The sequence below is a fragment of the Nocardiopsis alba genome (assembly GCF_000710955.1).
Classification (GTDB): Bacteria; Actinomycetota; Actinomycetes; order Streptosporangiales; family Streptosporangiaceae; genus Nocardiopsis; species Nocardiopsis alba.
This window is the reverse complement of the sequence record NZ_BAZE01000013.1, coordinates 1-23769: the sequence shown is the minus strand read 5'-3', so window position 1 is coordinate 23769 and position 23769 is coordinate 1. Positions and strand designations below refer to the sequence as shown.

18 protein-coding genes are annotated in these 23769 nt (G+C 70.1%); 7 read left to right on the top strand and 11 right to left on the bottom strand.

Annotated features, from left to right (window positions below; translation table 11 throughout):
- Window positions 1–378 precede the first annotated feature (378 nt).
- From TR33_RS21350 to TR33_RS21335, 4 genes are all read left to right on the top strand, one after another.
- A complete protein-coding gene (locus TR33_RS21350) occupies window positions 379–1986 on the top strand; it encodes an ABC transporter substrate-binding protein (protein ID WP_014912561.1) in 1608 nt (535 codons plus the stop codon).
- Window positions 1987–2178: 192 nt separating this feature from the next.
- A complete protein-coding gene (locus tag TR33_RS21345; RefSeq protein WP_014913593.1) occupies window positions 2179–3114 on the top strand; it encodes an ABC transporter permease in 936 nt (311 codons plus the stop codon).
- The gene (locus tag TR33_RS21340) at window positions 3111–3995 is read left to right on the top strand and encodes an ABC transporter permease (RefSeq protein ID WP_017533623.1); all 885 of its coding nucleotides are present in this window, start codon (window positions 3111–3113) and stop codon (window positions 3993–3995) included. The genes TR33_RS21345 and TR33_RS21340 overlap by 4 nt, the downstream gene beginning before the upstream one ends.
- Window positions 3992–5659 carry an ABC transporter ATP-binding protein gene (locus tag TR33_RS21335; protein ID WP_042285016.1) on the top strand — a complete coding sequence of 556 codons (1668 nt, stop codon included), beginning with the start codon at window positions 3992–3994 and terminating at the stop codon, window positions 5657–5659. Before TR33_RS21340 ends, TR33_RS21335 begins: the two co-directional genes overlap by 4 nt.
- 57 nt (window positions 5660–5716) lie before the next feature.
- Here the strand turns inward: TR33_RS21335 and TR33_RS21330 are convergent, their stop codons facing one another.
- The 3 genes from TR33_RS21330 to TR33_RS21320 form a co-directional block, all read right to left on the bottom strand.
- Window positions 5717–6940, bottom strand: coding sequence for a multidrug effflux MFS transporter (locus TR33_RS21330; RefSeq protein ID WP_017533622.1), 1224 nt, complete (start codon window positions 6938–6940; stop codon window positions 5717–5719).
- 121 nt (window positions 6941–7061) lie between these two features.
- On the bottom strand, window positions 7062–7901 hold the full coding sequence (locus TR33_RS21325) for a GNAT family N-acetyltransferase (protein ID WP_014909790.1): 840 nt from the start codon (window positions 7899–7901) through the stop codon (window positions 7062–7064).
- A gap of 85 nt (window positions 7902–7986) precedes the next feature.
- Window positions 7987–9660 (bottom strand): alpha/beta hydrolase, encoded by a 1674-nt coding sequence (locus tag TR33_RS21320; protein WP_042285013.1) that lies wholly within the window; start codon window positions 9658–9660, stop codon window positions 7987–7989.
- Window positions 9661–9806: 146 nt separating this feature from the next.
- Between TR33_RS21320 and TR33_RS21315 the strand changes: the two genes are divergently transcribed.
- Window positions 9807–10271, top strand: coding sequence for an Lrp/AsnC family transcriptional regulator (locus tag TR33_RS21315; protein WP_014910969.1), 465 nt, complete (start codon window positions 9807–9809; stop codon window positions 10269–10271).
- A gap of 21 nt (window positions 10272–10292) precedes the next feature.
- On the opposite strand, the gene TR33_RS27310 is transcribed toward TR33_RS21315, so the two are convergent.
- The 4 genes from TR33_RS27310 to TR33_RS21295 form a co-directional block, all read right to left on the bottom strand.
- Entirely contained in the window at window positions 10293–10586 is a 294-nt protein-coding gene (locus TR33_RS27310) for a hypothetical protein (protein ID WP_234305917.1), read from the bottom strand.
- A gap of 505 nt (window positions 10587–11091) precedes the next feature.
- Window positions 11092–12801: a flavin monoamine oxidase family protein gene (locus TR33_RS21305; protein ID WP_014908855.1), complete on the bottom strand. Its 1710-nt coding sequence runs from the start codon at window positions 12799–12801 to the stop codon at window positions 11092–11094.
- A 62-nt stretch (window positions 12802–12863) separates the two neighbouring features.
- A complete protein-coding gene (locus TR33_RS21300; protein ID WP_042285011.1) occupies window positions 12864–13661 on the bottom strand; it encodes a carbon-nitrogen hydrolase family protein in 798 nt (265 codons plus the stop codon).
- Between the two features lie 224 nt (window positions 13662–13885).
- Window positions 13886–14401 carry a MarR family transcriptional regulator gene (locus TR33_RS21295; RefSeq protein ID WP_014909924.1) on the bottom strand — a complete coding sequence of 172 codons (516 nt, stop codon included), beginning with the start codon at window positions 14399–14401 and terminating at the stop codon, window positions 13886–13888.
- Window positions 14402–14479: 78 nt separating this feature from the next.
- Between TR33_RS21295 and TR33_RS21290 the strand changes: the two genes are divergently transcribed.
- Window positions 14480–15688 carry an FAD-dependent monooxygenase gene (locus TR33_RS21290; protein WP_042285200.1) on the top strand — a complete coding sequence of 403 codons (1209 nt, stop codon included), beginning with the start codon at window positions 14480–14482 and terminating at the stop codon, window positions 15686–15688.
- Between the two features lie 60 nt (window positions 15689–15748).
- Here the strand turns inward: TR33_RS21290 and TR33_RS21285 are convergent, their stop codons facing one another.
- From TR33_RS21285 to dxr, 4 genes are all read right to left on the bottom strand, one after another.
- Entirely contained in the window at window positions 15749–17209 is a 1461-nt protein-coding gene (locus tag TR33_RS21285) for an amino acid permease (RefSeq protein WP_042285008.1), read from the bottom strand.
- A 382-nt stretch (window positions 17210–17591) separates the two neighbouring features.
- Window positions 17592–18746 carry a flavodoxin-dependent (E)-4-hydroxy-3-methylbut-2-enyl-diphosphate synthase gene (gene ispG / locus TR33_RS21280; protein WP_017533616.1) on the bottom strand — a complete coding sequence of 385 codons (1155 nt, stop codon included), beginning with the start codon at window positions 18744–18746 and terminating at the stop codon, window positions 17592–17594.
- Window positions 18747–19047: 301 nt separating this feature from the next.
- Window positions 19048–20406, bottom strand: a complete 1359-nt coding sequence (locus TR33_RS21275; protein ID WP_017533615.1) for a M50 family metallopeptidase — start codon at window positions 20404–20406, stop codon at window positions 19048–19050.
- A gap of 28 nt (window positions 20407–20434) precedes the next feature.
- The gene (dxr, locus tag TR33_RS21270; RefSeq protein WP_042285006.1) at window positions 20435–21637 is read right to left on the bottom strand and encodes a 1-deoxy-D-xylulose-5-phosphate reductoisomerase; all 1203 of its coding nucleotides are present in this window, start codon (window positions 21635–21637) and stop codon (window positions 20435–20437) included.
- Window positions 21638–21910: 273 nt separating this feature from the next.
- On the opposite strand from dxr, the gene TR33_RS21265 reads away from it, so the two are divergent.
- On the top strand, window positions 21911–23548 hold the full coding sequence (locus tag TR33_RS21265) for a CocE/NonD family hydrolase (protein ID WP_017533613.1): 1638 nt from the start codon (window positions 21911–21913) through the stop codon (window positions 23546–23548).
- Window positions 23549–23769 lie beyond the last annotated feature (221 nt).

The window sequence follows — 23769 nt, the reverse complement described above, 5'->3', positions numbered from 1 at the left end:
AAAAAAACTCTCTTAAACACCACGTTTTCGCTTCCTGGGGACAACGATGGTGAAACAACACCGGGCGCCCCAAGGGCACCAAAGCCCACTACCACGGCTCATCGACCGCACAGAACCGAACACGCAAAGTCACCTATCCCCCACGCGAGAACGCCCTGATCACAACGGGTTTCGGCGAGAACCCCACTCCGCGTCGACACGCTCACCGGATCTCCCCGAAGAGCACCCCGAAGGTCTCTGGGCATCGTTTGACGCTTGATGTAGGGCGAACAAGGATCTTGATGCCGGCATCCCGCACCACCCGGGGGCAGCCCCCCAGTCACCGCGTGTCATCGACGTGTCGGCCGACCGATGTTCCCCGTCCCTTTGAGGTGCCACGTGCCGTCCCTGTCCGAAGAGTCCACCCCCGCGTCCAAGATGCTCACCAGCCGCCGCAGCCTCCTCAAGGCCTCAGCGGCCGGAGCGGCCCTCGCCCCGGTCCTGGCCGCCTGCGGCGGATCGGACTCCGGTTCGGGCGGTGGCGCGGAGGGCGAGCCCCAGCGTGGCGGCCGGCTCAAGATCGGTGTGGCGGGCGGCGGCGCCAACGACACCCTGGACGCGCACGACCCCACCGACAACGTCGACATCGCGCGTAACTTCGCGCTCTACGCGGCGTTGATGCGCTACGACAACGACGGCACCATCGAGCCGTACCTGGCCGAGTCCCTGGAACCCAACGAGGACGCCACCGAGTGGACCCTGGTCCTCAAGGAGGGGCTGACCTTCCACGACGACTCCCCCGTCGACTCCGAGGCGGTCGTCTACTCCCTCAAGCGCATCCTCGACCCGGACGACCCCCAGCGCGGCAAGGGCGACATGCCCGGCGTCGACCCCGAGAAGCTGGAGATCGTCGACGAGCGGACCGTGATCATCCACGTCGACGAACCGCTGGTCACCCTCCCCGAGGCTCTCGCCGAGTACTACAACTGCGTCGTCCCCGTGGACTACGACCCGGAGAACCCGATCGGCTGTGGCCCCTTCAAGTTCGCCGAGTTCCGGGTCGGCGAGTACAGCGTCTTCGAGCGGCACGAGGGCTTCCATATGGAGGGCCTTCCGTACGTCGACGAGCTGGAGATCATCGACTTCCCCGACGACGACGCGCGCGTCAACGCCCTCAACAGCGGCAACGTCCACGTCATCAGCCAGGTGCCGCACACCCAGGTCGCCATCATCGAGGGCGACCCGAACATGACGATCATGGAGTCCGAGACCGGCATGTGGCTGCCGTTCACCATGAACGTCGAGGAGAAGCCCTTCGACGACGTGCGCGTCCGTCAGGCCTTCCGCCTCATCGTGGACCGCCAGCAGATGGTCGACCAGGCGCTGGCCGGGTACGGCCAGATCGGCAACGACATGTACGCCCGCATGGACCCGTCCTACCCCGAGGACTTCGATCAGCGCGAGCAGGACATCGCCGAGGCCAAGCGTCTGCTGGCCGACGCCGGTCACGAGAACGGCCTGGACGTCGAACTGGTCACCTCCGACATCAGCGCCGGCGTGGTCGCCGCCGCCGAGGTCTTCCAGGAGCAGGCCCGTGAGGCCGGGGTGAACGTGACCCTGCGCCGGGTCAACCCCAGCGACTACTGGAACCCGGAGGAGGGCTTCCCCTACCCCTTCGGCCAGGACTTCTGGAGCGCCCGCAACTACATCACCCAGACCACCCAGGGCTCCGTCGTGGGCGCCCCCTACAACGAGACCATGTGGGGCGAGCACGAGGAGTGGCTGGAGTACCTGGAGAAGGCCCGTAGCACCCCCGACGAGGACGAGCGCAACGAGCTCATCCGCAAGGCCCAGGAGATCGAGTACGAAGAGGGCGGCTACATCGTGTGGGGCTTCGTGAACCTGCTCGACGCCCACTCGGTCCGGGTGCACGGCCTGTCCCCCGCCGTCTCCGGCCACCCGCTGGGCTCCTACGCCTTCCACACCATGTGGATGGAACAGGACTAGGTCGCCTCCTTCGGAGCGTTCGCCCGTGCCCTCCCCCATCTCGGGGAGGCGCGCGGGCGCCCCGAGAGGGCCGGCCGGCGCCGGCCCCGGGTACGCGCTTTCCGAAGCGTTCCCTTCGACCCCCGTCCTCTCGGGCCCGCGCCTCCTCTCTCCCCCGGCGGAACTCCTCGGGCCCGCTACCGAAAGTTCACCATGACTCGACTCATCGTCGTCCGCCTGTTCTTCGGCGCACTGACGCTCTGGGCGGTGTCGCTCGTGGTCTTCGCGGCCACGCAGGCACTGCCGGGTGACGCGGCCCAGCTCATCCTGGGCCGGGACGCCACCCCCGAGCGTCTGGCGGCCCTCCGCGACCAGCTCAATCTGGATCAGCCGGTGGCCGTGCAGTACCTCCAGTGGCTCCAGGGGATCCTCCAGGGGGACCTGGGCACCTCCTTCTCCAACAGGCTGCCCGTCGCCGAATACCTGGCCGACCCCATCCGCAGCTCGATGACCCTGATGGGACTGTCCGCCCTCGTGGCGACCCCCATCGCCCTGTTCGTCGGCGCCTTCAGCGCGCTGCGCCGGGACCGCGGCTTCGACCACGCCTCCTCCATGGGCACGCTGGTCGTCGCCTCCATCCCCGAGTTCGTCATCGGCATCCTGGCGATCCTCCTCCTGGGCCCCGGCGGACTGGGCCTGTTCCCATCCGTCTACGCCCGTGACGGCGGCCCCGAGCAGTGGGTGCTGCCCGTCCTGACCCTGGCCCTGGCCGTGGCCCCGCCGATCGTCCGCATGATGCGGGCGACGATGATCGAGGTCCTGGAGAGCGAGTACGTGCAGCAGGCGCGACTCAAGGGCATGTCCGAGCGCACGGTGCTGTGGCGTCACGCCGCCCCCAACGCGATCGGCCCCGTGGCCCAGGTCGTCGCCCTCCAGCTCGCCTGGCTGGCCGGTGGCGTGGTGGCCATCGAGTTCCTGTTCAACTTCCCCGGTATCGGCAAGATCCTCATGGACGCCATCGAGAACCGTGACGTTCCGCTGATCCAGGCCGTGGTCCTGCTCATCGCGGGGATCTACATCCTGGTCAACCTGATCGCCGACGTGATCGGGCTGGCGGCCAACCCGAAGGTGAGGGTCGCGAACCGATGAACGCGTCTTCGACGAACACCGTCTCCGAGGCTCCGGCCCGGCGTCGTCCGGGTCTGTTCCGCACCGCGTGGCGTTTCGGCCGCACCAAGGTGGGTGTGGTCCTGACCGGTCTGATCGTCCTGATCGCCGTGGTGGGCCCCTTCATCGCCCCCTACACCCCGACCGAGTTCGTGGCCAGGCCGTTCGAGGCGGACGCCGCCGGCGCCATGTTCGGCGGCGACAACCGCGGCCGTGACGTCCTGACCCGCTTCCTGTGGGGTGGATGGACCCTGCTCCTGCTGGCCGGCGCGGCCGCGGGCATCGGTGTGGCCGCCGGAACGGTGGTCGGCATCGTCGCCGGTTACCGTCGCGGTTGGGTGGACGACGTCCTCATGCGGACCAACGACGTGCTGCTGGCCTTCCCGCAGCTCATCGCCGCGCTGCTGGTGATGTCGATCATCGGCCCGAAGGTCTGGCTGATCGTGGCCGTCATCGCGGTCTCGCACATGCCGCGTGTGGCCCGGGTGATCCGCGAGGCGACCCGCAAGGTGATCGAACAGGACTACGTGAAGGCGGCCGAGGCGATCGGTCTGCCCCGTTGGCGGATCATGGTCGTGGAGATCCTCCCGAACGTGACCAGCCCGCTCCTGGTGGAGCTGGGCCTGCGTCTGACCTACTCCATCGGCGTGGTGGCCGTGCTGGGCTTCCTCGGCATGGGTCTGCAACCGCCCACCGCCGACTGGGGGCTGATGATCAACGAGAACCGGCAGGGCATGGCGGTCCAGCCGTGGGCGGTGGCACTGCCCGTGACGGCGATCGCCATCCTGACCGTGGGCGCCAACCTCATCACCGACGGGCTCTCCCGCGCGGCGATCGGTATCGACCGGGGGGTCGAGAAGTGACGGAGCAGACGGAGAAGAACACCGGATCGGAGACCCGGAACGGTGTCGTCCTGGAGGTCGACGGGATCACGGTGATCGGCCGTCCCTCGGACGTCGAGATCATCAGCGACGTGTCCCTGACCGTGAACCGGGGCGAGATCCTCGGTCTGGTGGGCGAGTCGGGGTCGGGCAAGACCACCCTGGGCCTGTCGCTGCTGGCCCACCTCAAGCGAGCCACGGAGATCGTCCGGGGCCGGGTGCGGGTCGGCGAGCACGACCTGGCGGCGCTGTCCGAGCGACAGGTGCGACGGCTGCGAGGCCGCGCCGTGGCCTACATCCCGCAGTCGCCGGCCTCGGCGCTCAACCCCGCGCTGCGCCTGGGCGTCCAGCTCTCCGAGGCCCTGCACGACGCCTCACTGGGCCGGGACCAGGTGATGGAGCGGGTGCGCGAGGTCCTCCGCGAGGTGGCGCTGCCCGACGACGACGCCTTCCTGCGCCGCTACCCGCACCAGCTGTCCGGTGGACAGCAGCAGCGCGTGGCGATCGCGATGGCGTTCGTGGGACGTCCCGACCTGATCGTGATGGACGAGCCGACCACGGGTCTGGACGTGACCACCCAGGCGCACGTGCTGGAGACCATCCGGTCGATGACCCGCGACTACGGGACCGCCGGTGTGTACATCAGCCACGACATGGCGGTGGTCGCGGACCTGGCCGACGACGTCGCCGTCATGTACCGGGGCGAGCTGGTCGAGCACGGCCGTACCACCGAGGTCCTGTCCGACCCTCGACACGAGTACACGCGCCGTCTGCTGATGGCGGTGCCCCTGCTGCGGACGTCGGGCCACGAGGAACCCGAGGCCCGTACGGACGAGCCGCTGCTGCGGATCGGCGATCTGTCCGCGGGGTACGGACGCACCCGGGTGCTGGAGGGGATCGACCTGTCGGTCTCCGCCGGCGAGTGCGTGGCCCTGCTCGGCGAGTCCGGGTCGGGAAAGACGACCCTGTCGCGTTCGGTGGCGGGTCTGCACCACCAGTTCTCCGGGGAGATGCTCTTCGACGGTTCGCCGCTGGCGACCAGCAGCTACCGGCGCACCGCCGACCAGCGTCGACGGATCCAGTACGTGTTCCAGAACCCGTACGAGGCGCTGAACCCGCGCAAGCGGGTCCGCGAGCAGATCCTGGGCCCCTACCGCCACCTGGTGGGCCGCCCCGACTCCCCCGACCGGGTCGTGGCCGAGGCGCTGGAGCGTGCGGCGTTGCCCGCCTCCTACGCCGATCGTTTCCCCGAGCAGCTCAGCGGCGGTGAGCGTCAGCGCGTGTGCATCGCGCGCGCCGTGGCGACCCGCCCCGACCTGCTGGTGTGCGACGAGATCACCTCGGCGCTGGACGTCTCGGTGCAGGCGGAGATCGTCAAGCTGCTGCGTTCGTTGCAGGACGAGGGCATGGCCCTGCTGTTCGTCACCCACAACATCGCGTTGGTGTCCAACATCGCCGACCGGGTGGCGATCCTCAACAAGGGCGAGATCGTGGAGTACGGTCCGGTCGGCACGGTGATGTCGTCCCCCGAGCACGAGTACACGCGCGCCCTGATCGCCGACACCCCCGACTTCGAGCTGTCCTTCCCCGGCGCCCCCGAGCGTCTCGGTATGGACGCCGAGAGCGACGAGGTCCGCGAGGTCTAGCTCCGTGGCCGAGGGGAGGGGCGGGGCGCGCGCGGCGTGCCCCGCCCCTCCGTCGTCTCATGTCTTTGAGATCCTCTCGGTCTCCCGCCCGGGCGCGCCGGTCATCGTGACCAGGGCGAGGAGACCCAGGGCCGAGGTCGCGCACAGGAGGATCCCCATGGGGACGGCCGTGGTCTCGTCCACTCCGACCAGGGGCGCCACGACGGCGCCGATCAGCATCGGGAGGGCGCCCAGGAGAGATCCGGCGCTGCCCGCCCGGCTCTCCTGGCCCTCCATCGCCAGGGCGAAGGATCCGGTGAGGATCACGCCCATGCAGGTCATGTAGACGAAGATGGGGACGACCAGGAGGATCAGCGGCCCTTGGAGGAGCGCGGTGCCGAGCACCACCGTCGTGGCCGCCAGGGCGGTGACGACCGCGAGGCGGAGCAGAGGACGTTCCCCCACGCTCTCGCCGAGCCGGCCCACCGCCGCGCTGCCCAGGATGATCGCGACGCCGTTGACCCCGAACAGCAGGCCGAACACCTGCGGGGAGACCCCGTACAGGTCCTGGTAGACGAAGGGGGTGCCTGCCACGTAGGCGAAGCTGCCGCCGTGCAACAACCCGACGACGAGGGTGTACCCCAGGTAGCGGCGGTCCCGGAGGAGGGCTCCCATGGCGCGCAGGCTCCCGCCCAGAGTGGCGGGGATGCGCCGTTCCGCGGGGAGGGTCTCTGGGAGACGCGCCGCCACCACCAGGACGATCACCACGCCCAGAAGTGCCAGCGACCAGAAGACGCTCCGCCAGTCCGTGAAGGGCAGCCACAGGACACCACCGCCCAGGATCGGCGCGACCATCGGGGCGACCGCGACGACCACCATGATCAGGGCGAAGAAGCGGGTGAGCGCCGCCCCGTCGAAGACGTCGCGCACCACGGCCCGCGAGAGGACCACCCCGGCCCCGGCGGTGAACCCCTGGAGGAAACGGCCCAGGATCAGGACGAGGGTTCCGGGGGCCAGCGCGCACAGCGCGGAGGCCAGGACGAAGAGGACGCCGCAGACCAGGAGGGGACCTCGCCGTCCGCGCGCGTCGCTGACCGAACCGATGACGACCTGTCCCACCGCGAGCCCGATCAGGCAGGAGGTGAGGCTCGCCTGGACCTGGGACGCGGAGGCGCCGAGGTCGGCCGAGATCTCCGGGAAGGCCGGAAGGTACATGTCGATGTTGAGCGGGCCCAACACCGTGAGCATGGCGAGCAGGAGGGCCAGGCCCAGCCGGTCGCGCCCGGTCGGGTTACGGAGCATCGGTCTTCCTCGGGCGCGGGGGAACGGGGGCGGGGTCCCTCCACGCTACCCGGGGGTCCTCACGGCGTCCGTGGAGCGGGGCGAACCTGACGGGGAAACGTCGGAAACGGGCGGGGCGGGGTCAGAACAGGACGGACATGACCTCGCCGACCTGGCGGAAGCCGACCCTCCGGTAGGTGGCGCGGGCCGCGGTGTTGAAGTCGTTGACGTAGAGGGTCACCCGGGGCGCGAACTCGGCGAGGGCGTAGGAGACCACGGCGGCCATGCCGGCGGTGGAGTGGCCTCGGCCGCGCAGATCGGGGTGGACCCACACGCCCTGGATCTGGCAGACCTGCGGGGTGACGGCGCCGATCTCGGCCTTGAAGACCACCCGCCCGTCCTCGATGCGGGCGAAGGCGCGGCCGGTACGGACCAGCTCCTCGACCCGGGCCCGGTAGAGCGCTCCGCCGTCGCCGGAGTCCGGCGGGACCCCGACCTCCTCGGTGAACATGGCCACGCAGGCGGGCACGAGGGCGTCGAGTTCACTGATACGGACGCGACGTACGAGGGGGTCGGCGGGTACCGCCGGCGGGCCGTCGATCTCCAGGACCGGCTGGCTGGCGCGGATGGCGCGGGCGGGGCCCCAGGCCGGTTCGATCTGTTCCCAGAAGTCGCCGACGGCCTCGACCGGGCCGACGATCGACGAACAGCGTCGTCCTCGCCAGCGGGCGTGGTCGGCGAAGCTGCGGATGGCTGCCGGTCCGGCGTTGACCGGGACGAGGTTGGCCCCGGAGTAGCACAGAGCGGTGAGCCGACCCCGCTCGACGTGTCCCCACACCTCGGCGCCGCCGCCACCGGAGATCCCGGTGGTGCTCAGGCGCGAGGCCACGAAGACGTTGCCCACGGGGTCGGCGTCCAGGAGCGCGTACACGGCCTCCCGATGGCGTTCGCCCAGAATCCGAACCGGTGCGGTCCGCAGCATCGCATCTCCCCATCTTCCCGTGGACCCGCCGGACCGGTATCCGGAACGGTCCGCGGTGCCACGACGAATGAGCGCCGAACCCAGCCTATTCGACCGGCGCTTCGCTCTCACCCGGGTATTCGAGACCGATCGGTCCGAGTCGGTCCACCGGGGTGTGCGAGGAGCTCTGCGAGGTGCGGGGCTCCGGTTCGGGCCGCCCGTCACAGGTGAGGTCGGCCCCGCCCTCTCCGCGTTCGGGCAGGCGTCCCCCGCGGAGGTAGGCGACGACGGTCTCGTCCACACAGGTGTTGCCGGTGAGCGAGACTCCGTGGGTGATGCCGCCGTCCTCGATCACCAGCGAGGAACCGGGCAGACGCTCGCGCAGGGCCAGAGAGCCCTCCACCGGGGTGGCGCCGTCGTGGGTGGCGTGCACGATGAGCGCGGGGCCGTCGTAGGCGGGGTGTTCGCCGGGGCCGTCGCCGACCTGGAACCAGGGCTCGGACTCGGCGCTCCAGGTGGCGCACGGCGCGTTGTACCAGGTGTTATGCCACCCCATGAAGGGGGCGTCCGCGTCGACCCCGCGCGCGTCGGCGGACCAGGTCCCCCATTCCCTCGGCCACACGGCGTCGGTGCACTGGACCGCGAGGTAGCCGCCGTAGGCGGGGTCGCTGCCGGCGTCGTCGCCGTAGTCCTCGTGCAGTTCCAGCAGCGGGGCGGAGTCGCCCTCGCGGATCCGGGCGGACAGGGCCCGGGCCACGTCGGGCCAGGTTCCGCCGCTGTAGGCCACCACGATCACGGCCCCCTCCAGTTCGGTGGGGCCGACCGTACCCTCGGCCGGGGTGGCGCGCAGTTCGGACCGCAGGTCGTAGTAGGCGCGAGCGACGGTCTCGCCGTCGGTCCCGAGGCCGTAGACGTCGTCGTGGCGGGCGACCCAGTCGAAGAAGTTCCGGGCGGCACGGTCCAGCGAGCGGCTCTGCACGTGATTGCTCTCGTACCAGGGCCGGTCCGGGTCGACGACGCTGTCCAGCACCAGGGCGCGGACCCGGTCGGGGTAGAGCGCGCTGTAGACGGTTCCGAGGTAGCTGCCGTAGGAGTAGCCCAGGTAGTCGATGCGGTCGAGGCCCAGGGCCGCCCGGATGGCGTCCATGTCGTGGGCGGTGTCCTCGGTGCGCATGTGGTCCAGGATCGGTCCGGTGTTCTCGGCGCAGGCGCGGGCGTAGGCCTCGGCGTCGGCGCGCAGGGCCGCCTCCTCCCGCTCGTCGGCGGGGACGGTGTCCTTGCGGACCGGGGCGAAGAACGCGGGGTCGCAGGAGACGGAAGGGGTGGAGGCGCCCATGCCCCTCGGGTCGAAGGCGACCACGTCGTAGATCTCGCGTAGCTCCTCGGGCATGCGCAGGTGGGTGTGGGAGGCCCAGCGGCGTCCGGCGCTGCCGGGGCCGCCCGGGTTGACCAGCATCGTGTGCTCGGCGGTACCGGTGGCGGGCACTCGTGAGAGTGCGATGTCCACGGTCTCGGCGAGGTCCCGGGTGTCCGCGGGGGCGACGTCACGGGCCAGGGGCACGGTGAGGGTCGCGCATTCGAGTGTCTCGTTCTCGACCGGTTCGAGGTCCTCGCAGGGCCGCCAGTCCAGGGAGCGCTGGTCGACCCGGGTGACGGGGGCCGCGGCCTCCGGGGCGAGCCCCTGCGGGGCGGCCTGGGCGGGGGGCATCGCCACCAGGGATGCGAGAAGGGCCCCTCCGCCGCAGAAGGCGACCCATGGTGTACCGGTTCGTGCTCGCACTGGTCCATCCTCCGCGTTCCGGTCGAATCGTCCACTGCATTCTTTCCATCACGGAGCGTGACGAGAGGAAACGACACGGGCCCCATTCGGGGTCTTCGGCGGTAACATGTGCCCTGGTCAGATCAGACGTGGACAAAAGGGGCGCAATGCGGCTGGATCGTGTCGATGAGCGGATCATCGCGATACTCGGCGCGGACGCGAGGATGAGCTTCGCCGAGATCGGGGGCGAGGTCGGTCTCAGCCCCTCGGCGGTCAAACGCCGTGTGGATCGGCTGGTCGAATCCGGCGCCGTGCGCGGCTTCACCGTCGTGGTCGAACCCGAGGCGATCGGATGGACCACCGAGGCCTTCATCGAACTCTACTGCCGGGCCCGCACCTCCCCTGGGGAGATCCGCACCGGACTGGCCGGCTACGCCGAGGTCACCTCGGCCTGCACCGTCACCGGGGACGCCGACGCCGTGGTGCAGGTCCGCGCCCGCGACACACGCCACCTGGAGGAGGTCATCGAGCGCATCGGCGCCGAGCCCTTCGTGGTGCGCACCAAGAGCACCCTGGTGCTGTCCCGACTGATCGATCGACCCGTCCTCGCCGGCTCCGCCGACCTCTCCTAGGACCGCCGAGGGCGGCGACGGCTAGAGGTACCAGCGGGCGGCCAGGAACGCCCCCGCCCAGGTGAGGCCGAAGGCCAGGGGTGCCACCAGCACGGGTATCGGGGAGCAGGAGCGGCGCGCCCGGGACAGACCGTCGTCGTGCCACACCCGATCCGCCCGGAGCTCCTCCACCCGCGCGGAGATCCGCTCCGCCAGCCGTTCGGCCGGGCCGGTGCCGAGGAACATGGCGGGTCGGGAACGCCAGTAGGTCCGGACCACCACGAGCCCCTCGTCCCTCGTGCGGATCTCGATCCGGGCGTCCTCGGTGACCCGCACACTCTCGACATCGACCCACCGGACCCGGGTGACGGTCCGGACCCCCCTGTGAGGAGCCCGTCCTCCCGCATCAGGGTCACGTAGCCGAAGGCGCTCGCGCACCAGGCCCACAAGAGGAGAAAGACGATCACATGGCCCCCGACGCCGAACCACGGGGAGATCTCCCACGCCGCCTCACCGGTCTCGATGAGCAGTACGAAACAGGCGAAGAGAACGATGGGCGCGGACATGGCCGTCACCGGTGACCAGTGGACGCTGCGGAGGGGGTCGCGCGCGGGGGTACGCATGGGGGAATCCCGTCGGGAGGTCCGGGCCCGGAGCGGGAACCGGGAGGGGTACCGGATCGATACCCGCGGGGACCGACGGAACACGCGCACCCGCGGGCCGAAAGCGGCCACCCCGCACGGGGCCCGGACCGAAGGGCCCTTCCCCGCGTGAGAAGGGCCCCGGCCCACGTCGGAACGCGGGCCGAGGCCGGATACGCGAGGGAGCGCGTGCTCTCGGATCAGTCCTCGGGGAGGGCGACCGGGGCCATCTCGTCGAACAGGTCGCCCGGGCCGGGGTTGGTCGCGTCCGTCTCGCCACCGAAGTGGTGCATGACGCCCCACACCGCGTTCAGCGCGGTCTGCACCGCGCCCTCGGCCCAGCCGGCGGTCCAGGAGATGTCGTCGCCCGCCAGGAACAGGCCGCGGTGACGCTCCTCCAGGTCGTCCTGGCGGAAGTGGGTGAACAGGCGGCGCTGGTACCGGTAGTGGCCGGGCAGGTTGGCCTTGAACGCGCCCATGAAGTAGGGCTCGTCCTCCCAGGAGATCGTGACCGGGTCGCCGGTGATGTGCGAACGGATGTCCACGCCCGGGTAGATCTTGCCCAGCGAGGCCAGCATGACCTCCAGCCGCTCGCCGGCCGACAGCGGCAGCCACTTGAGCGAGTCGTCGCACCAGGTGTAGGACATGCAGATCGCGGCGGGCGCGTCCGGGTCCTCCCCCTCCAGCAGGTAGGTGCCGCGGGTCATACGGTCGGTGAGCGTCATGCTCATGACGTCACGGCCGGTCTCGGGGTCCTTGTCCCGCCAGAAGGCGCGATCCACCGGAACGAAGAGCTTCGAGGACTCCATGTAGTGGGTGCGCTCGATCGCGGTCCAGTGGTCGATGGGCAGCAGGTCGTCGTCGCAGTCGATCTTGGACAGCAGCATCCAGGCCTGGCCGGTGAAGACCGCGGTCGGGAAGGTCCGGGTGGAGCCGGAGGCGTCGGTGACCGTGATGTTGCCTTCGGGACGCCCCTTGGCCGCGGTGCGCCGCAGCGCGGTCACGGCCGGACGCGGCTCGCCGTCGTGCAGCGAGGCGAGGGAGGTGCCCTGCGCCCAGTACACGAGCTTGTCCGGGGCGTCCTCCCACAGACGCAGTGGGAGCCGGTCGACGCCGCCGACGATGCCCATGTGGTCGTCGTCCGCGCCGGTGTAGGTGACCCGCAGGATCTCCAGGATGGAGTTGGGGAAGTCGGTGTCCCAGCCGCCGGTGCCGAAGCCCACCTGGCCGAAGATCTCCCGGTGACGGAAGGAGGAGAAGGCCGGGGAGTCGCACAGGAAGCCGTAGAAGGTCTGGTTGTCGAGCCTCTCGACCAGGCGGTTCCAGATCTCCTTCTGGGTGGCGACGTCGCGTTCGCGGATGGCCCGCTGCATGCGGGTGTGCTCGACGCTCTCCAGGGTCCGGTCCCAGGCCCGCGCGACCTCGCGGTAGACCTCGGGAAGGTCGTCGAGTTCCGTGGCGTAGTGCGACTCGCCCTTGAGGTCGACGACGGTGCTCGGGGTCGAGGAGGCCAGCGGGTTGGGGAAGGGCGTGGTGCGCAGGCCGACCCGGTCCACGTAGTGCCAGAAGGCGGTGGAGGACGGCGGGAAGCGCATGGCGCCCATCTCGGCGACGACGTCGTCGGGGCAGCCCTTCATCCGCTCGGTGCGCAGACGTCCGCCGATCCGGTCGGCCTCGTACACGACCGGCTTCAGGCCCATCTTCATGAGCTCGTAGGCGGTGACGATGCCGGACAGGCCACCGCCGATCACCGCGACCTCGGTGCCGTGGTGTTCGGCGGGCACCTGGCCCAGCCCGGCGGGGTGCGCCAGGTAGGAGTCGTAGGCGAACGGGAAGTCCGGCCCGCACATGTTCAGGGGAGGTTCACCCTGGGAAGCGGTTCCGGCGGCCGTGGGCACGGCAGACGTCATGGGGCCCTCCTTCACTGGGGCTGGATCGTGGGTGTGGCGGTGGTGGGTGTGGCGGTGATCGGTCAGCGGTGGCCGTACAGGTCCGCTCGACGATCGTCCATGTAGGACTGTTCGGCCCGGACCTCCGCGACGGCGGCCGGATCGACGTCGCCGAACAGCAGTTCCTCGTCGGGGCCTGCGCGCAGCAGTTCGCCGCCGTCGGGGCCGACCAGGGCGCTCAGCCCGACGTAGTCGAGGTCGCCCTCGGTGTCGCAGCGGTTCACGTAGGCCAGGTGGATCTGGTTCTCCATGGCCCGGGCGGGCACGAGGAGGGTGGCCACCGAGGTGGTGGGCGCCATCAGGCCGGTGGGCACGACCAGGAGGGTGGTACCGGCCAGGGCGTGCGCCCGCACCATCTCGGGGAACTCCACGTCGTAGCAGACGAGGAGGCCGATACGGTGTCCGCCCAGGTCGGCCTGGACGATCGGCTCCGTCCCCGGGGAGAACAGGCTCCGGTCCAGGTCGCCGAACAGGTGGGTCTTGCGGTAGAGCGCGAGGGAGGCCCCCGTGGCGTCCACGAGCCGTACCGCGTTGTACACGTTCCCGTCGGCGAGTTCGGGGAAGCCGTAGACGATCGCCACGCCGGTGTCGGCGGCGATGCGGGCGACCTCCTCGAAGAGAGGACCGTCGGCCGGCTCGGCCAGTTCCCGCACCCGGGGGCCGATGTTGTAGCCGGACAGCGACATCTCGGGACCGACGAGGAGGGCGGCGCCCTCGCCCACGGCCTCGCGGGCCCGATCGGCGAGACGGCTCAGGGAGGAGGCGGTGTCGCCGCTACGTCCGGTGCCCTGGTCCAGGGCCACGCGCAGTGGTGCGGGCATCGCTCTTTCCTCCGTATCGTCGCTGATGGGACCGTTCGAGGACGTTCCCGAAGGCCGCTCCCACTCTAGGTTGACGGGGGCGTCGGAAGCGTGTGCCGGAGCATCGACCTGTTGCGAGTTCGCACGCTCCGACGCCGGTTCGTTGCGCGGTGACGCACGTCCACGCCGGTTACCGTCCTGGAGGAGAACACGGGGGCGCTCCGGAGGATTCCCGCCCCGCCCGTTCACCGTCGCGCCCCGGCCCCCTGCTCCCCCTCCTCGGTCAGTTCGGCGGCGGATTCGGTCTGGATCCGGGCGACCTCTTCGAGGAGGTCGGCGAAGGCCTCCAGCTCACGAGCGTCGTAGCGCTCCAGGAGTCCGTCGAGGCGCCGGAGGAAGCCGGCGAACAGCCGTTGGACGTCGCCGGGGAGGTCGGGGCCGAGCTCGACCAGGACCCGCCGGCCGTCCCGTTCGTCCTTGCGTCGACGGACGTAGCCGCGCCGTTCGAGGCGGTCGGCGACCCCGGTCACCGAGGCGGGGGCCAGACCGCACAGTCGCACGAGCTCTCCCGCGGTGAGCGGGCCGTTCTCCTCCAACAGACCGAGGATCTTCCAGTCGGTCACGCCGATACCGAGCCGATCGCCCAGCGCGGTGTGGAACATGACGGCCGCGTTGCTCTGGTGCCGCCCGGCCTCCGAGACCCGGGCCCGCGCCCGCTCGAGGCGCTCGTGTTCGACGTTCTCCTCGTCGGGTGTTGACATCGATCGCCACTCCTTCTTAATATTTCGTTCGTGCGAAAGAAATAACTGGGCGACACCAGACTACCCGAGGTGGTTCTCATGCGTGTTCTGATCATCGGCTCCGGAATCGGCGGCCCGGTGGCGGCGACCGCCCTGCGCCGCGCGGGGATCGACGCCACCGTCTTCGAGGCCCACGACGGCCCCGGCACGAACCTCGGCGCCCACCTCGGGCTGGCCCCCAACGGCCTGGCGGTGCTGCGCTCGCTCGATCTGCTGCGCCCGGTCCTGGAGGCGCCCGGGACCCTGCCCTCCTCCAGGATCGAGTTCCGCGACGGCCGGGGACGGATCATGGGACGCCTGTCCGACGGATCCACCGAACTCGAACCGGAACTGCGCAGTGTGAGCGCACGACGGGGCGTGCTCCAGACGGTCCTGGCCGAGACCGCCGCCGACCTGGGCACCACCGTCGAGTACGGTCGCCGCCTGGTCCGCCACACCGACACCGGGAGCGAGGTGATCGCGGAGTTCGCCGACGGGTCCGTCGAGAGGGGCGACGTCCTCGTCGGGGCCGACGGGATCCACTCCGTCGTGCGCCGATCCCTGTTCCCCGACGCCCCCGCGCCGACCTACACCGGCCTCCTCGACCTGGGCGGACGGACCCCGAACGCGGGCGCCCCGCCCACCCCGTCGGACACCTCCCGACTGATCTGGGGACGTCGCGCCTTCGCCGGATACCAGACCGCGCCGGACGGGGACGCCTACTGGTTCGTCAACGTTCCGCATCCCGAGCTCACCCGGGAGGAGATCGCCGCACGCCCGGACTCGGAGTGGAAACGTTTCGCCCTCGACCTGGCGATCGACCGGACCGGCGACCTCGACACCGTGCTGCGGGCCTCCGAACCGCGCCTGTTCCGACCGCGCGGTGTGTACACCATCCCCACCCTGCCGCACTGGCACCGAGGCCGGGTCGCGCTCCTGGGCGACGCCGCCCACGCGCTGCCCAACTCCAGCGGCCAGGGGGCGTCGATGGCGATGGAGGACGCGCTGGTCCTGGCCATGTGCCTGCGGGACTCCGACACCCCGGAGCGCGGTCTGGCCGCCTACGAGCGGATCCGCCGGGGGCGGGTGGAGGCGATCATCGAGGAGGGCACCCGGAGGGGCGACCTGAAGCTCGTCACCCGTCCCGTGGGGGTCTTCCTCCGCGACCGGTTGCTGCTGCCCCTGGTGTTCCGCCGGGCGGCCGGGGCCGGCGGCCACTCCCCGGTCTTCGACCACAGGGTCGACTTCGACGCGCCCGTGGCCACATGAGACGGGGCGGCGGGGAGATCTCCTCTCCCCGCCGCCCCGTACCCGTTCGAGCGGTCCGCGTCAGACGCGGACGTCCACCTCGGGCTCGTCCTCCAGAGCCGAACGGCGCATGCTGTATCCGAAGTAGATGATCAGGCCGACCACGAGCCAGGCGCCGAAGGCGATCCATACGCTCAGCGACATGCTGAACATCAGGTAGGCGCAGGAGAGCACGCCCAGGACCGGGGTGACCGGGGCGCCCGGCATACGGAAGGAGCGTTCGAGGTCGGAGCGGGTCCTGCGCAGCACCAGGACGGCGACGTTGACCAGGGCGAAGGCGAACAGCGTGCCGATCGCGGTGGCGTCGGCGAGCGGGCCGAGCGGGATGAAGGCGGCCAGGGCGGCGATGAACACCGAGGTGATGACGGTGTTGGCGCGCGGGGTGCCCTTGGCGTCGACCTTGGAGAAGGCCTTCGGGATGAGGCCGTCGCGCGACATCGCGTAGAGGATGCGGGTCTGGCTGTAGAGGACGACCAGAACCACACTGGCCAGCGCCAGGACGGCGCCGGCGGCGAAGACGACCGCCCAGATCGGGGTTCCGGTGACCATGGTCAGGATCCCGGCCAGCGTGGTCTCGCCGTCCGCGAAGTCGTTCCAGTCGAGGGCGCCCACGGCGCTGAAGGCCACCAGGCAGTAGATCGCCGTCACGAGGATCATGGAGAACATGATCGCGCGCGGAAGATCGCGCTGCGGGTTCTTGGCCTCCTCGCTGGCGGTGGAGGCCGAGTCGAAGCCGATGTAGGAGAAGAACAGGGTGGCTCCGGCCGCGGAGACCCCGGCCATGCCCATCGGCATGAAGGGCGCGAAGTTGCCCCGCTGGACGGCGGTGATCGCGATGGCCACGAACATGACCAGGATGAGGACCTTGATCGCGACCATGACGGCGTTGACCCGGGTGCTCTCGCGCACCCCGGCGAGCAGGGCGAACATCGACAGGAGGATGACGACCGCGGCGGGCACGTTGACCACGCCGCCCTCCAGGGGGCCTGCCAGCAGCGCGGGGGGAAGCGCCAGTCCGGTGGTCAGGTGGAGCAGCTCGTTGATGTACTGCCCCCAGCCGACGCCGACCGCGGCGATGGAGACGCCGTAGGTGAGCATCAGACACCATCCGCACACCCAGGCCATGAACTCGCCCATGGTGGCGTAGGAGTAGGAGTAGGCCGAACCGGAGGCGGGGATCATCCCGGCCATCTCGGCGTAGGCCAGCGCGGAGAACAGGGCGGTGATGCCGGCCAGGACGAACGCCACGATGACGGCGGGGCCGGCGATGGGCACGGCCTCGCCCAGGACCACGAAGACACCGGTGCCCAGGGTGGCGCCGATACCGATCATCGACAGTTGCCAGAATCCCATGGTGCGGCGTAGACCGCTGTCGCTCTCGGTCTCGGCCACCAGCTTCTCGACCGGCTTGCGTCTGCTCAGACGCCGACCGAGTGTGGGCGCGACCGTGTCCCCCTTGGCGGGTGTCTTCTGGTCAACCACGAATCGACTCCTCGATGTTCTGCGGGTGGACACGGAGGGGATAACGCCGCATCAGACCAACGGAATCCCAAATGTGCCCCAGGCAACATTAATGCTGTTGCCTGAGTAACATGACCCACATTCGTTGCGTTTGTCGTGTTCAGTCGCCTTGTTCGTGCGTATCCGCGCAAGAAAACGTCACCGAACGTGACACTTGCCACAGATGGATACCCTGGGTAACAGCGCTTTTCTGACCTGCGACGACATCACTCGACACCCACCGGCACCTGTAAGCGCCACCGTCGGCGGGCTGTTCCCTCCCCCGGAAACGAGTGAGGGGGAGCACGGCCCACGCCGTACTCCCCCTCACGAACGCTCGATCCCCGCGGGGCCGAGCGTGGGATCAACCGGTCACCGAGACACTGGGCTCACCCTCGGCCCCGGCCTCGCCCATCTCCTCGGCGATGCGCATGGCCTCCTCGATGAGGGTCTCGACGATCTTGGACTCGGGCACGGTCTTGATGACCTCGCCCTTGACGAAGATCTGACCCTTGCCGTTACCCGAGGCCACACCCAGGTCGGCGTCACGCGCCTCACCGGGGCCGTTGACGACGCAACCCATGACGGCCACGCGCAGCGGCACCTCCAGGCCCTCCAGACCGGCGGTGACCTCCTCGGCGAGCGTGTAGACGTCCACCTGGGCGCGGCCGCAGCTCGGGCAGGAGACGATCTCCAGGCCGCGCTCGCGCATGCCCAGCGACTCCAGGATCTGGGCGCCGACCTTGACCTCCTCCGCCGGCGGGGCCGACAGGGAGACGCGGATGGTGTCGCCGATGCCCTCCGAGAGCAGGGCGCCGAAGGCCACCGAGGACTTGATCGTGCCCTGGAAGGCCGGGCCCGCCTCGGTGACGCCCAGGTGCAGCGGGTAGTCGCAGGCCTGCGACAGCAGACGGTAGGCGTTGACCATCACGACCGGGTCGTTGTGCTTGACCGAGATCTTGATGTCCCGGAAGCCGTGCTCCTCGAACAGCGAGCACTCCCACAGCGCGGACTCCACCAGCGCCTCGGGGGTGGCCTTGCCGTACTTGGCCAGCAGACGCTTGTCGAGCGAACCGGCGTTGACGCCGATCCGGATCGGGGTGCCCGCCTCACCCGCGGCCTTGGCGATCTCGGCGACCTTGTCGTCGAACTTCTTGATGTTGCCCGGGTTGACGCGCACGGCCGCGCAACCGGCCTCGATGGCCGCGAACACGTACTTGGGCTGGAAGTGGATGTCGGCGATCACCGGGATCTGCGACTTCTTCGCGATGATCGGCAGCGCGTCGGCGTCGTCGTTGGTGGGCACGGCCACCCGGACGATCTGACACCCCGTGGCCGTGAGCTCGGCGATCTGCTGGAGGGTCGCGTTGATGTCGGAGGTGCGGGTCGTCGTCATCGACTGCACGGACACCGGGGCGTCACCGCCCACGGGAACGTTCCCGACCATGATCTGCCGCGTCTTGCGCCGGGTCGCCAGCGGGCGCGGCGGAGTTGCGGGGATACCGAGATCGACGGTCACGCTTGATTCACCTCGTCTGCCGCCGGAGGGGGGCGGCACTTGATGTCGCGGTTCGTGGGAGCGAGGGGCGCCGAAGCGGCGCCGGCTCCGCGTTCGGGTGCACCGTTCGGTCGGCCGATGGGCCGTGCCGTCGTTCCCGGAACGCGCACCCAAGGTTACCCGCCTCCGAAGCACCGCTCCGCCCCTCGTGGCGGCACTCACACCGGTTCGTCCCCTGTTCACCCCCGTATCCGCCCCGAGACGCGCCGAGGGGCACGGATGTTCCGTGCCCCTCGGTGGTCTTTCGGCCCGGCCGGATCGATCAGCCGAACAACAGGACCGGGTTGAACAGATCGGCCACGAGCAGGATGACGCTGAACACCAGGAAGCAGGCCACCACCACATAGGCCACGGGGGTGAGCATCGCGATGTCCACCGGCCCCGGGTCGGGGCGTCGGAACAGGCGCGCGGCCCCGCGCTTGATCGACTCCCAGATCGCCCCGGCCATGTGCCCGCCGTCCAGCGGCAGGATCGGCACCAGGTTGAAGGCGAACAGGAAGAGGTTGACGCCCGCCAGGATGCTGATCATCAGCGCGGCGGTGTCCGCGACCGGCAGCCCCTGCGACATGATCTCGCCGCCGATGCGGGAGATGCCGACGATCCCGACCGGTGAGTCCTCGGTGCGCTGTTCCCCCAGGAAGGCGGCGCCGAACACCTCGGGCACCTTGCTCGGCAGGGCGATGATCGCCTGGCCGACGTTGACCAGCATGTCGCCCGTCTCGGAGGCGGACTCGGCGACCGTGAGGGTCTCCCGCTCCTTGGCGAAGACGATGCCCAGGAAGCCGACCGTCTCGCTCTCCAGGACACGACGGCCCTGCTCGTCGTAGACGTGGTCGCCCTTCTCATCGGTCTCGTAGATGAAATCGCCCTGGGCGTCACGGGCGGGCAGTTCGCTCTGGATGATGTCGACGGTGGTGGTGAAACGCTCCCCGTCCCGCTCGACACCGAACTCGGTCGGGCCGTCGGCCGCCCGGATCTCCCGGTTGGCGTCGACCCACTCGGGGGTCTCGGTGCCGCCCACGGAGACGATCACGTCGCCGGGCAGCAGCCCCGCCTCCGCCGACGGGGTCGGCGGCAGGTCGTCGGTGCACTCGGTGGCGGTACTGCCCATGGGAGCCACACACTCGGTGACCAGGCCGATCTCGGTGGTGTCCTTGTAGACGCCGATGCCCATGAAGAGCACGCCCAGCAGGGCGACGCCCAGGATCAGGTTCATCGCGGGACCGGCGAACATGACGATCAGACGCTTCCAGGGTGAGCGCTGATAGAACTGCCGGTCCTCGTCCTCGGGGCTCAACTCGACGTAGGAGGCCTCACGGGCGTCCTCGGCCATGGCCCGCCACCGGGACATCTTCTTCGCGCTCTGATCCGCCTCGCGACGGGACGGCGGGAGCATGCCCACCATCCGCACGAAACCGCCCAACGGCACCGCCTTGACGCCGTACTCGGTCTCGCCGCGCTTCGTCGACCACAGGGTCTTGCCGAAGCCGACCATGAACTCGGTGCACTTGATGCCGAACATCTTGGCCGTGGCCATGTGGCCGAGTTCGTGCCAGGCGATCGAGAGCAGCAGTCCCAGGACGAGCAGGATGATCCCGACCACGGTCAGCAGCACGACCATGTATCTCTCCTCAAGCCAGAATCGGTCCTCAGCCGCGCGCCAGCAGCTCGCGCGCGCGGGTTCGGGCCCAGGTGTCGGCGGCGTACACGTCGTCCAGGGTCAGGGTCGAGGCTCCCGGGCGGTCCGTCCGCTGGTGTTCAGAGACTACCTGGGAGACGGTGTCCATGATCGCCGGGAACGCGAGCCTTCCACCGAGAAAGGCGTCGACGGCCTCTTCGTTGGCCGCGTTGTAGACGGCCGGGGCGGTGCCGCCCTCGGCGCCGACCTCGGCGGCGATCCGCACGGCGGGGAAGGCCTCCTCGTCCAGGGGCTCGAAGGTCCAGCTCTGGGCCTTGGTCCAGTCCATGCCCGGGGCGGCGTCCGGCACCCGTTCGGGCGCGCCGAGGCCGTAGGAGATCGGGATCATCATGCTCGGCGGGCTGGCCTTGGCCAGGGTGGTGCCGTCCACGTACTCGACCATGGAGTGGACGATCGATTGGGGGTGGACGACCACGTCGATCCGCTCGAAGGGGATGTCGAACAGCAGGCTGGCCTCGATGACCTCCAGACCCTTGTTGACCAGGGTCGCGGAGTTGACGGTGATGACCGGGCCCATACTCCAGGTCGGATGGTCGAGCGCCTCGGCCGGGGTGACCTCGGCCAGGTCCTCTCGCTTACGGCCGCGGAAGGGGCCGCCGCTGGCGGTGATGACGAGACGACGCACCTCGTCGCGGCGGGCGTGCACCAGCCCCTGGGCCGGGCTGGCCAGCTCGCCCTCGGGCAGATACGGGAAGCACTGGGCGAGGGCGTAGTGCTCGGAGTCGACCGGGACGATCTGCCCGGGGGCGGCCAGGTCGCGCACCAGCGGGCCGCCGATGATGAGGGACTCCTTGTTCGCCAGGGCCAGGGTGGTCCCGGCGCGCAGCGTGGCGAGGGTGGACTCCAGTCCCAGGGCCCCGGTGATCCCGTTGAGGACGACGTCGCAGGGGGAGCCGGCCAGCTCGGCCACGCCCTCGGCCCCGGTCAGCACGTCCGGGGAGGCCCCCCACTCCTTCAGCGGACGGGCGAGCTCGGCCGCCCGTTCGGGGTCGGCCACCGCCACCCGCTCGACGCCGAGCCGTGCCGCCTGCTCGGCGAGCAGATCCACGCGTCCGCCGCCCGCGGCCAGCCCCACCACCCGGAAACGTCCGGGGTTGCGCAGGACGATGTCGATGGCCTGGGTCCCGATGGATCCGGTGGACCCGAGGATCACTACTGTTCGCTGCTGTTCTTCTCGCACCGTCCCATTGTCGCCCACCGGCACGGGGCTCCGCCGTGCTTCGGGGTTCCTCGACCCGGGCGACATCGTGGCGTCACGGGAGGTTTACAGGCGGGCGCGTATCGCTTAACTTGACCACTGAGTAAGTTACCTCACAGTAAAGTGAGACGCCGAACACGGCCGGTCCGACCGAACGCCGGCCCTCCCCCGATGGTGAGGCGCGACGACCCATCGGAACCTCTCCCCCGCCCCGAACGAGGTTTCGCCATGATCCCCGTCAGAACCCGTGCCCGCGTCGGCACGCTCCCCCGTGTACTCGCCCTGGCGGTGACGACCGTACTCGTCGCCGCGTTCCTGTCCCCGGCCCCCGCCGCCGCCCAGAGCGTGGGCTCCACCATCACCTACGAGACCATCGCCGGCCACGGCGGCACCGAGCTGAGGGCCAAGGTCATCACCCCGACCGGTGTCGAGGGCCCGCACCCTCTCCTGGTCATGCCCTCCGCCTGGGGCACCCCGCACATCCTTTACGTCGGCGCCGCCAAGAAGCTGGCAGAGGAGTCCGGCTACCAGGTGGTCGCCTACACCTCCCGGGGCTTCTGGGACTCCGAGGGCGGCATCGAGGTCGCCGGCCCCGAGGACCGCGCCGACGCGAGCGCCGTCATCGACTGGGCCCTGGAGCACACCGAGGCCGACCCCGAGCGGATCGGCATGGCCGGCATCTCCTACGGCGGCGGCATCAGTCTGCTGACCGCCGCCGAGGACGACCGGATCGGAGCGGTCGCCTCCATGAGCGGCTGGGCCGACCTGGGCGCCTCCCTCTATCCCGGCGAGACCGTCGACGTGCAGTCCGCCGAACTCCTGCTCCTGGCCGGCAACCTGCTCGGGCGCCCCGGAGCGGCTTTGGAGGAGATCGAACGCGAATACCGGCGCGGCAACATCCAGCCCGCCCTCGACCTGTCCCCGGACCGTTCCGCCGCCACCAAGGTGGACCGGATCAACGAGAACGGGACCGCCGTGATGATCGCGCACGGCTGGAACGACGGGATGTTCCCGGTCGGGCACATCACCGACTTCTACGAACGGCTCTCGGGCCCCAAGCGGCTGATGCTCACCCCCGGAGACCACGCCACCCCCGAGGCCTTCGGCGCCGTGGGGCTGCCCAACGAGGTCTGGGAGGACCTGGCCCGCTGGTTCGACCACCACCTCAAGGGCGAGGACAACGGGATCGGCTCCGAGGACCCCGTGCGCGTCAAGCCCAACAACGGTCGCGGCGGATGGACCTCGCACCCCGACTGGGCCTCGGTCACCACCGGGACCGACGAGTACTACCTCGGCGAGCCGAGCAAGGACTGGCTGCGCTGGCAGAGCTCCGGCGCCATGGAGACGGAACCGGCGACCGGCTGGGACTACGACTTCCGGACCGGGATCGGCACGACCGCGCGCAGCGGCACGGTGATCCTGTCGGGCGCGCTCCAGCAGTTCTTCGACGTGCCCACCGGGGTCCTGCTGCCCACCGTGGACCGGTACCGGGCGGCCGTGTGGACCAGCCCCGCCTATCCGGACGGCGCCCGGGTCGCCGGCACCCCCGAGGTGACGTTCACGTTCACCCCGACCGCCGTGGACCAGTCGGTGTTCGTGTACCTGTACGCGATCGACTCCCGCGGGGTGGGCTCGCTGCTGAGCCACGCCCCCTACACCCTGCGCGACGGCACCCCCGGCACCCCCGTGACGGTGGAGACCGAACTGTCGTCGGTGGTGTGGGACGTCCCCGCCGGACACCGGCTTGCGGTCGTGGTCGACAGCCGCGACGCCCGCTACCTCTCCGAGAGCACCGTCGGCCACCGCGTCGAGGTGACCTCCCCCGAAGAGAACCCCACCCGCGTCTCCATCCCCCTGTCTCTTTAGTGTTCGCTTCGGCCCCCACCCCCTCGTGGTGAGGTAGGAGGGTGGGTGGCCGTCGCACCCCCTGGGGGGTTGAGATAGGAGAGCGGGTGGCCGTCACACCCCCTGGGGTTGCTGTAGGGGACCGTGCACCGGTCACCACAGGGGGTCGAGGTGGGAGAGCACGTGACCGTGACACCCCAGGAGGTTGAGGTAGGAAGGCGTGTCACCCTTACACCCTGCCT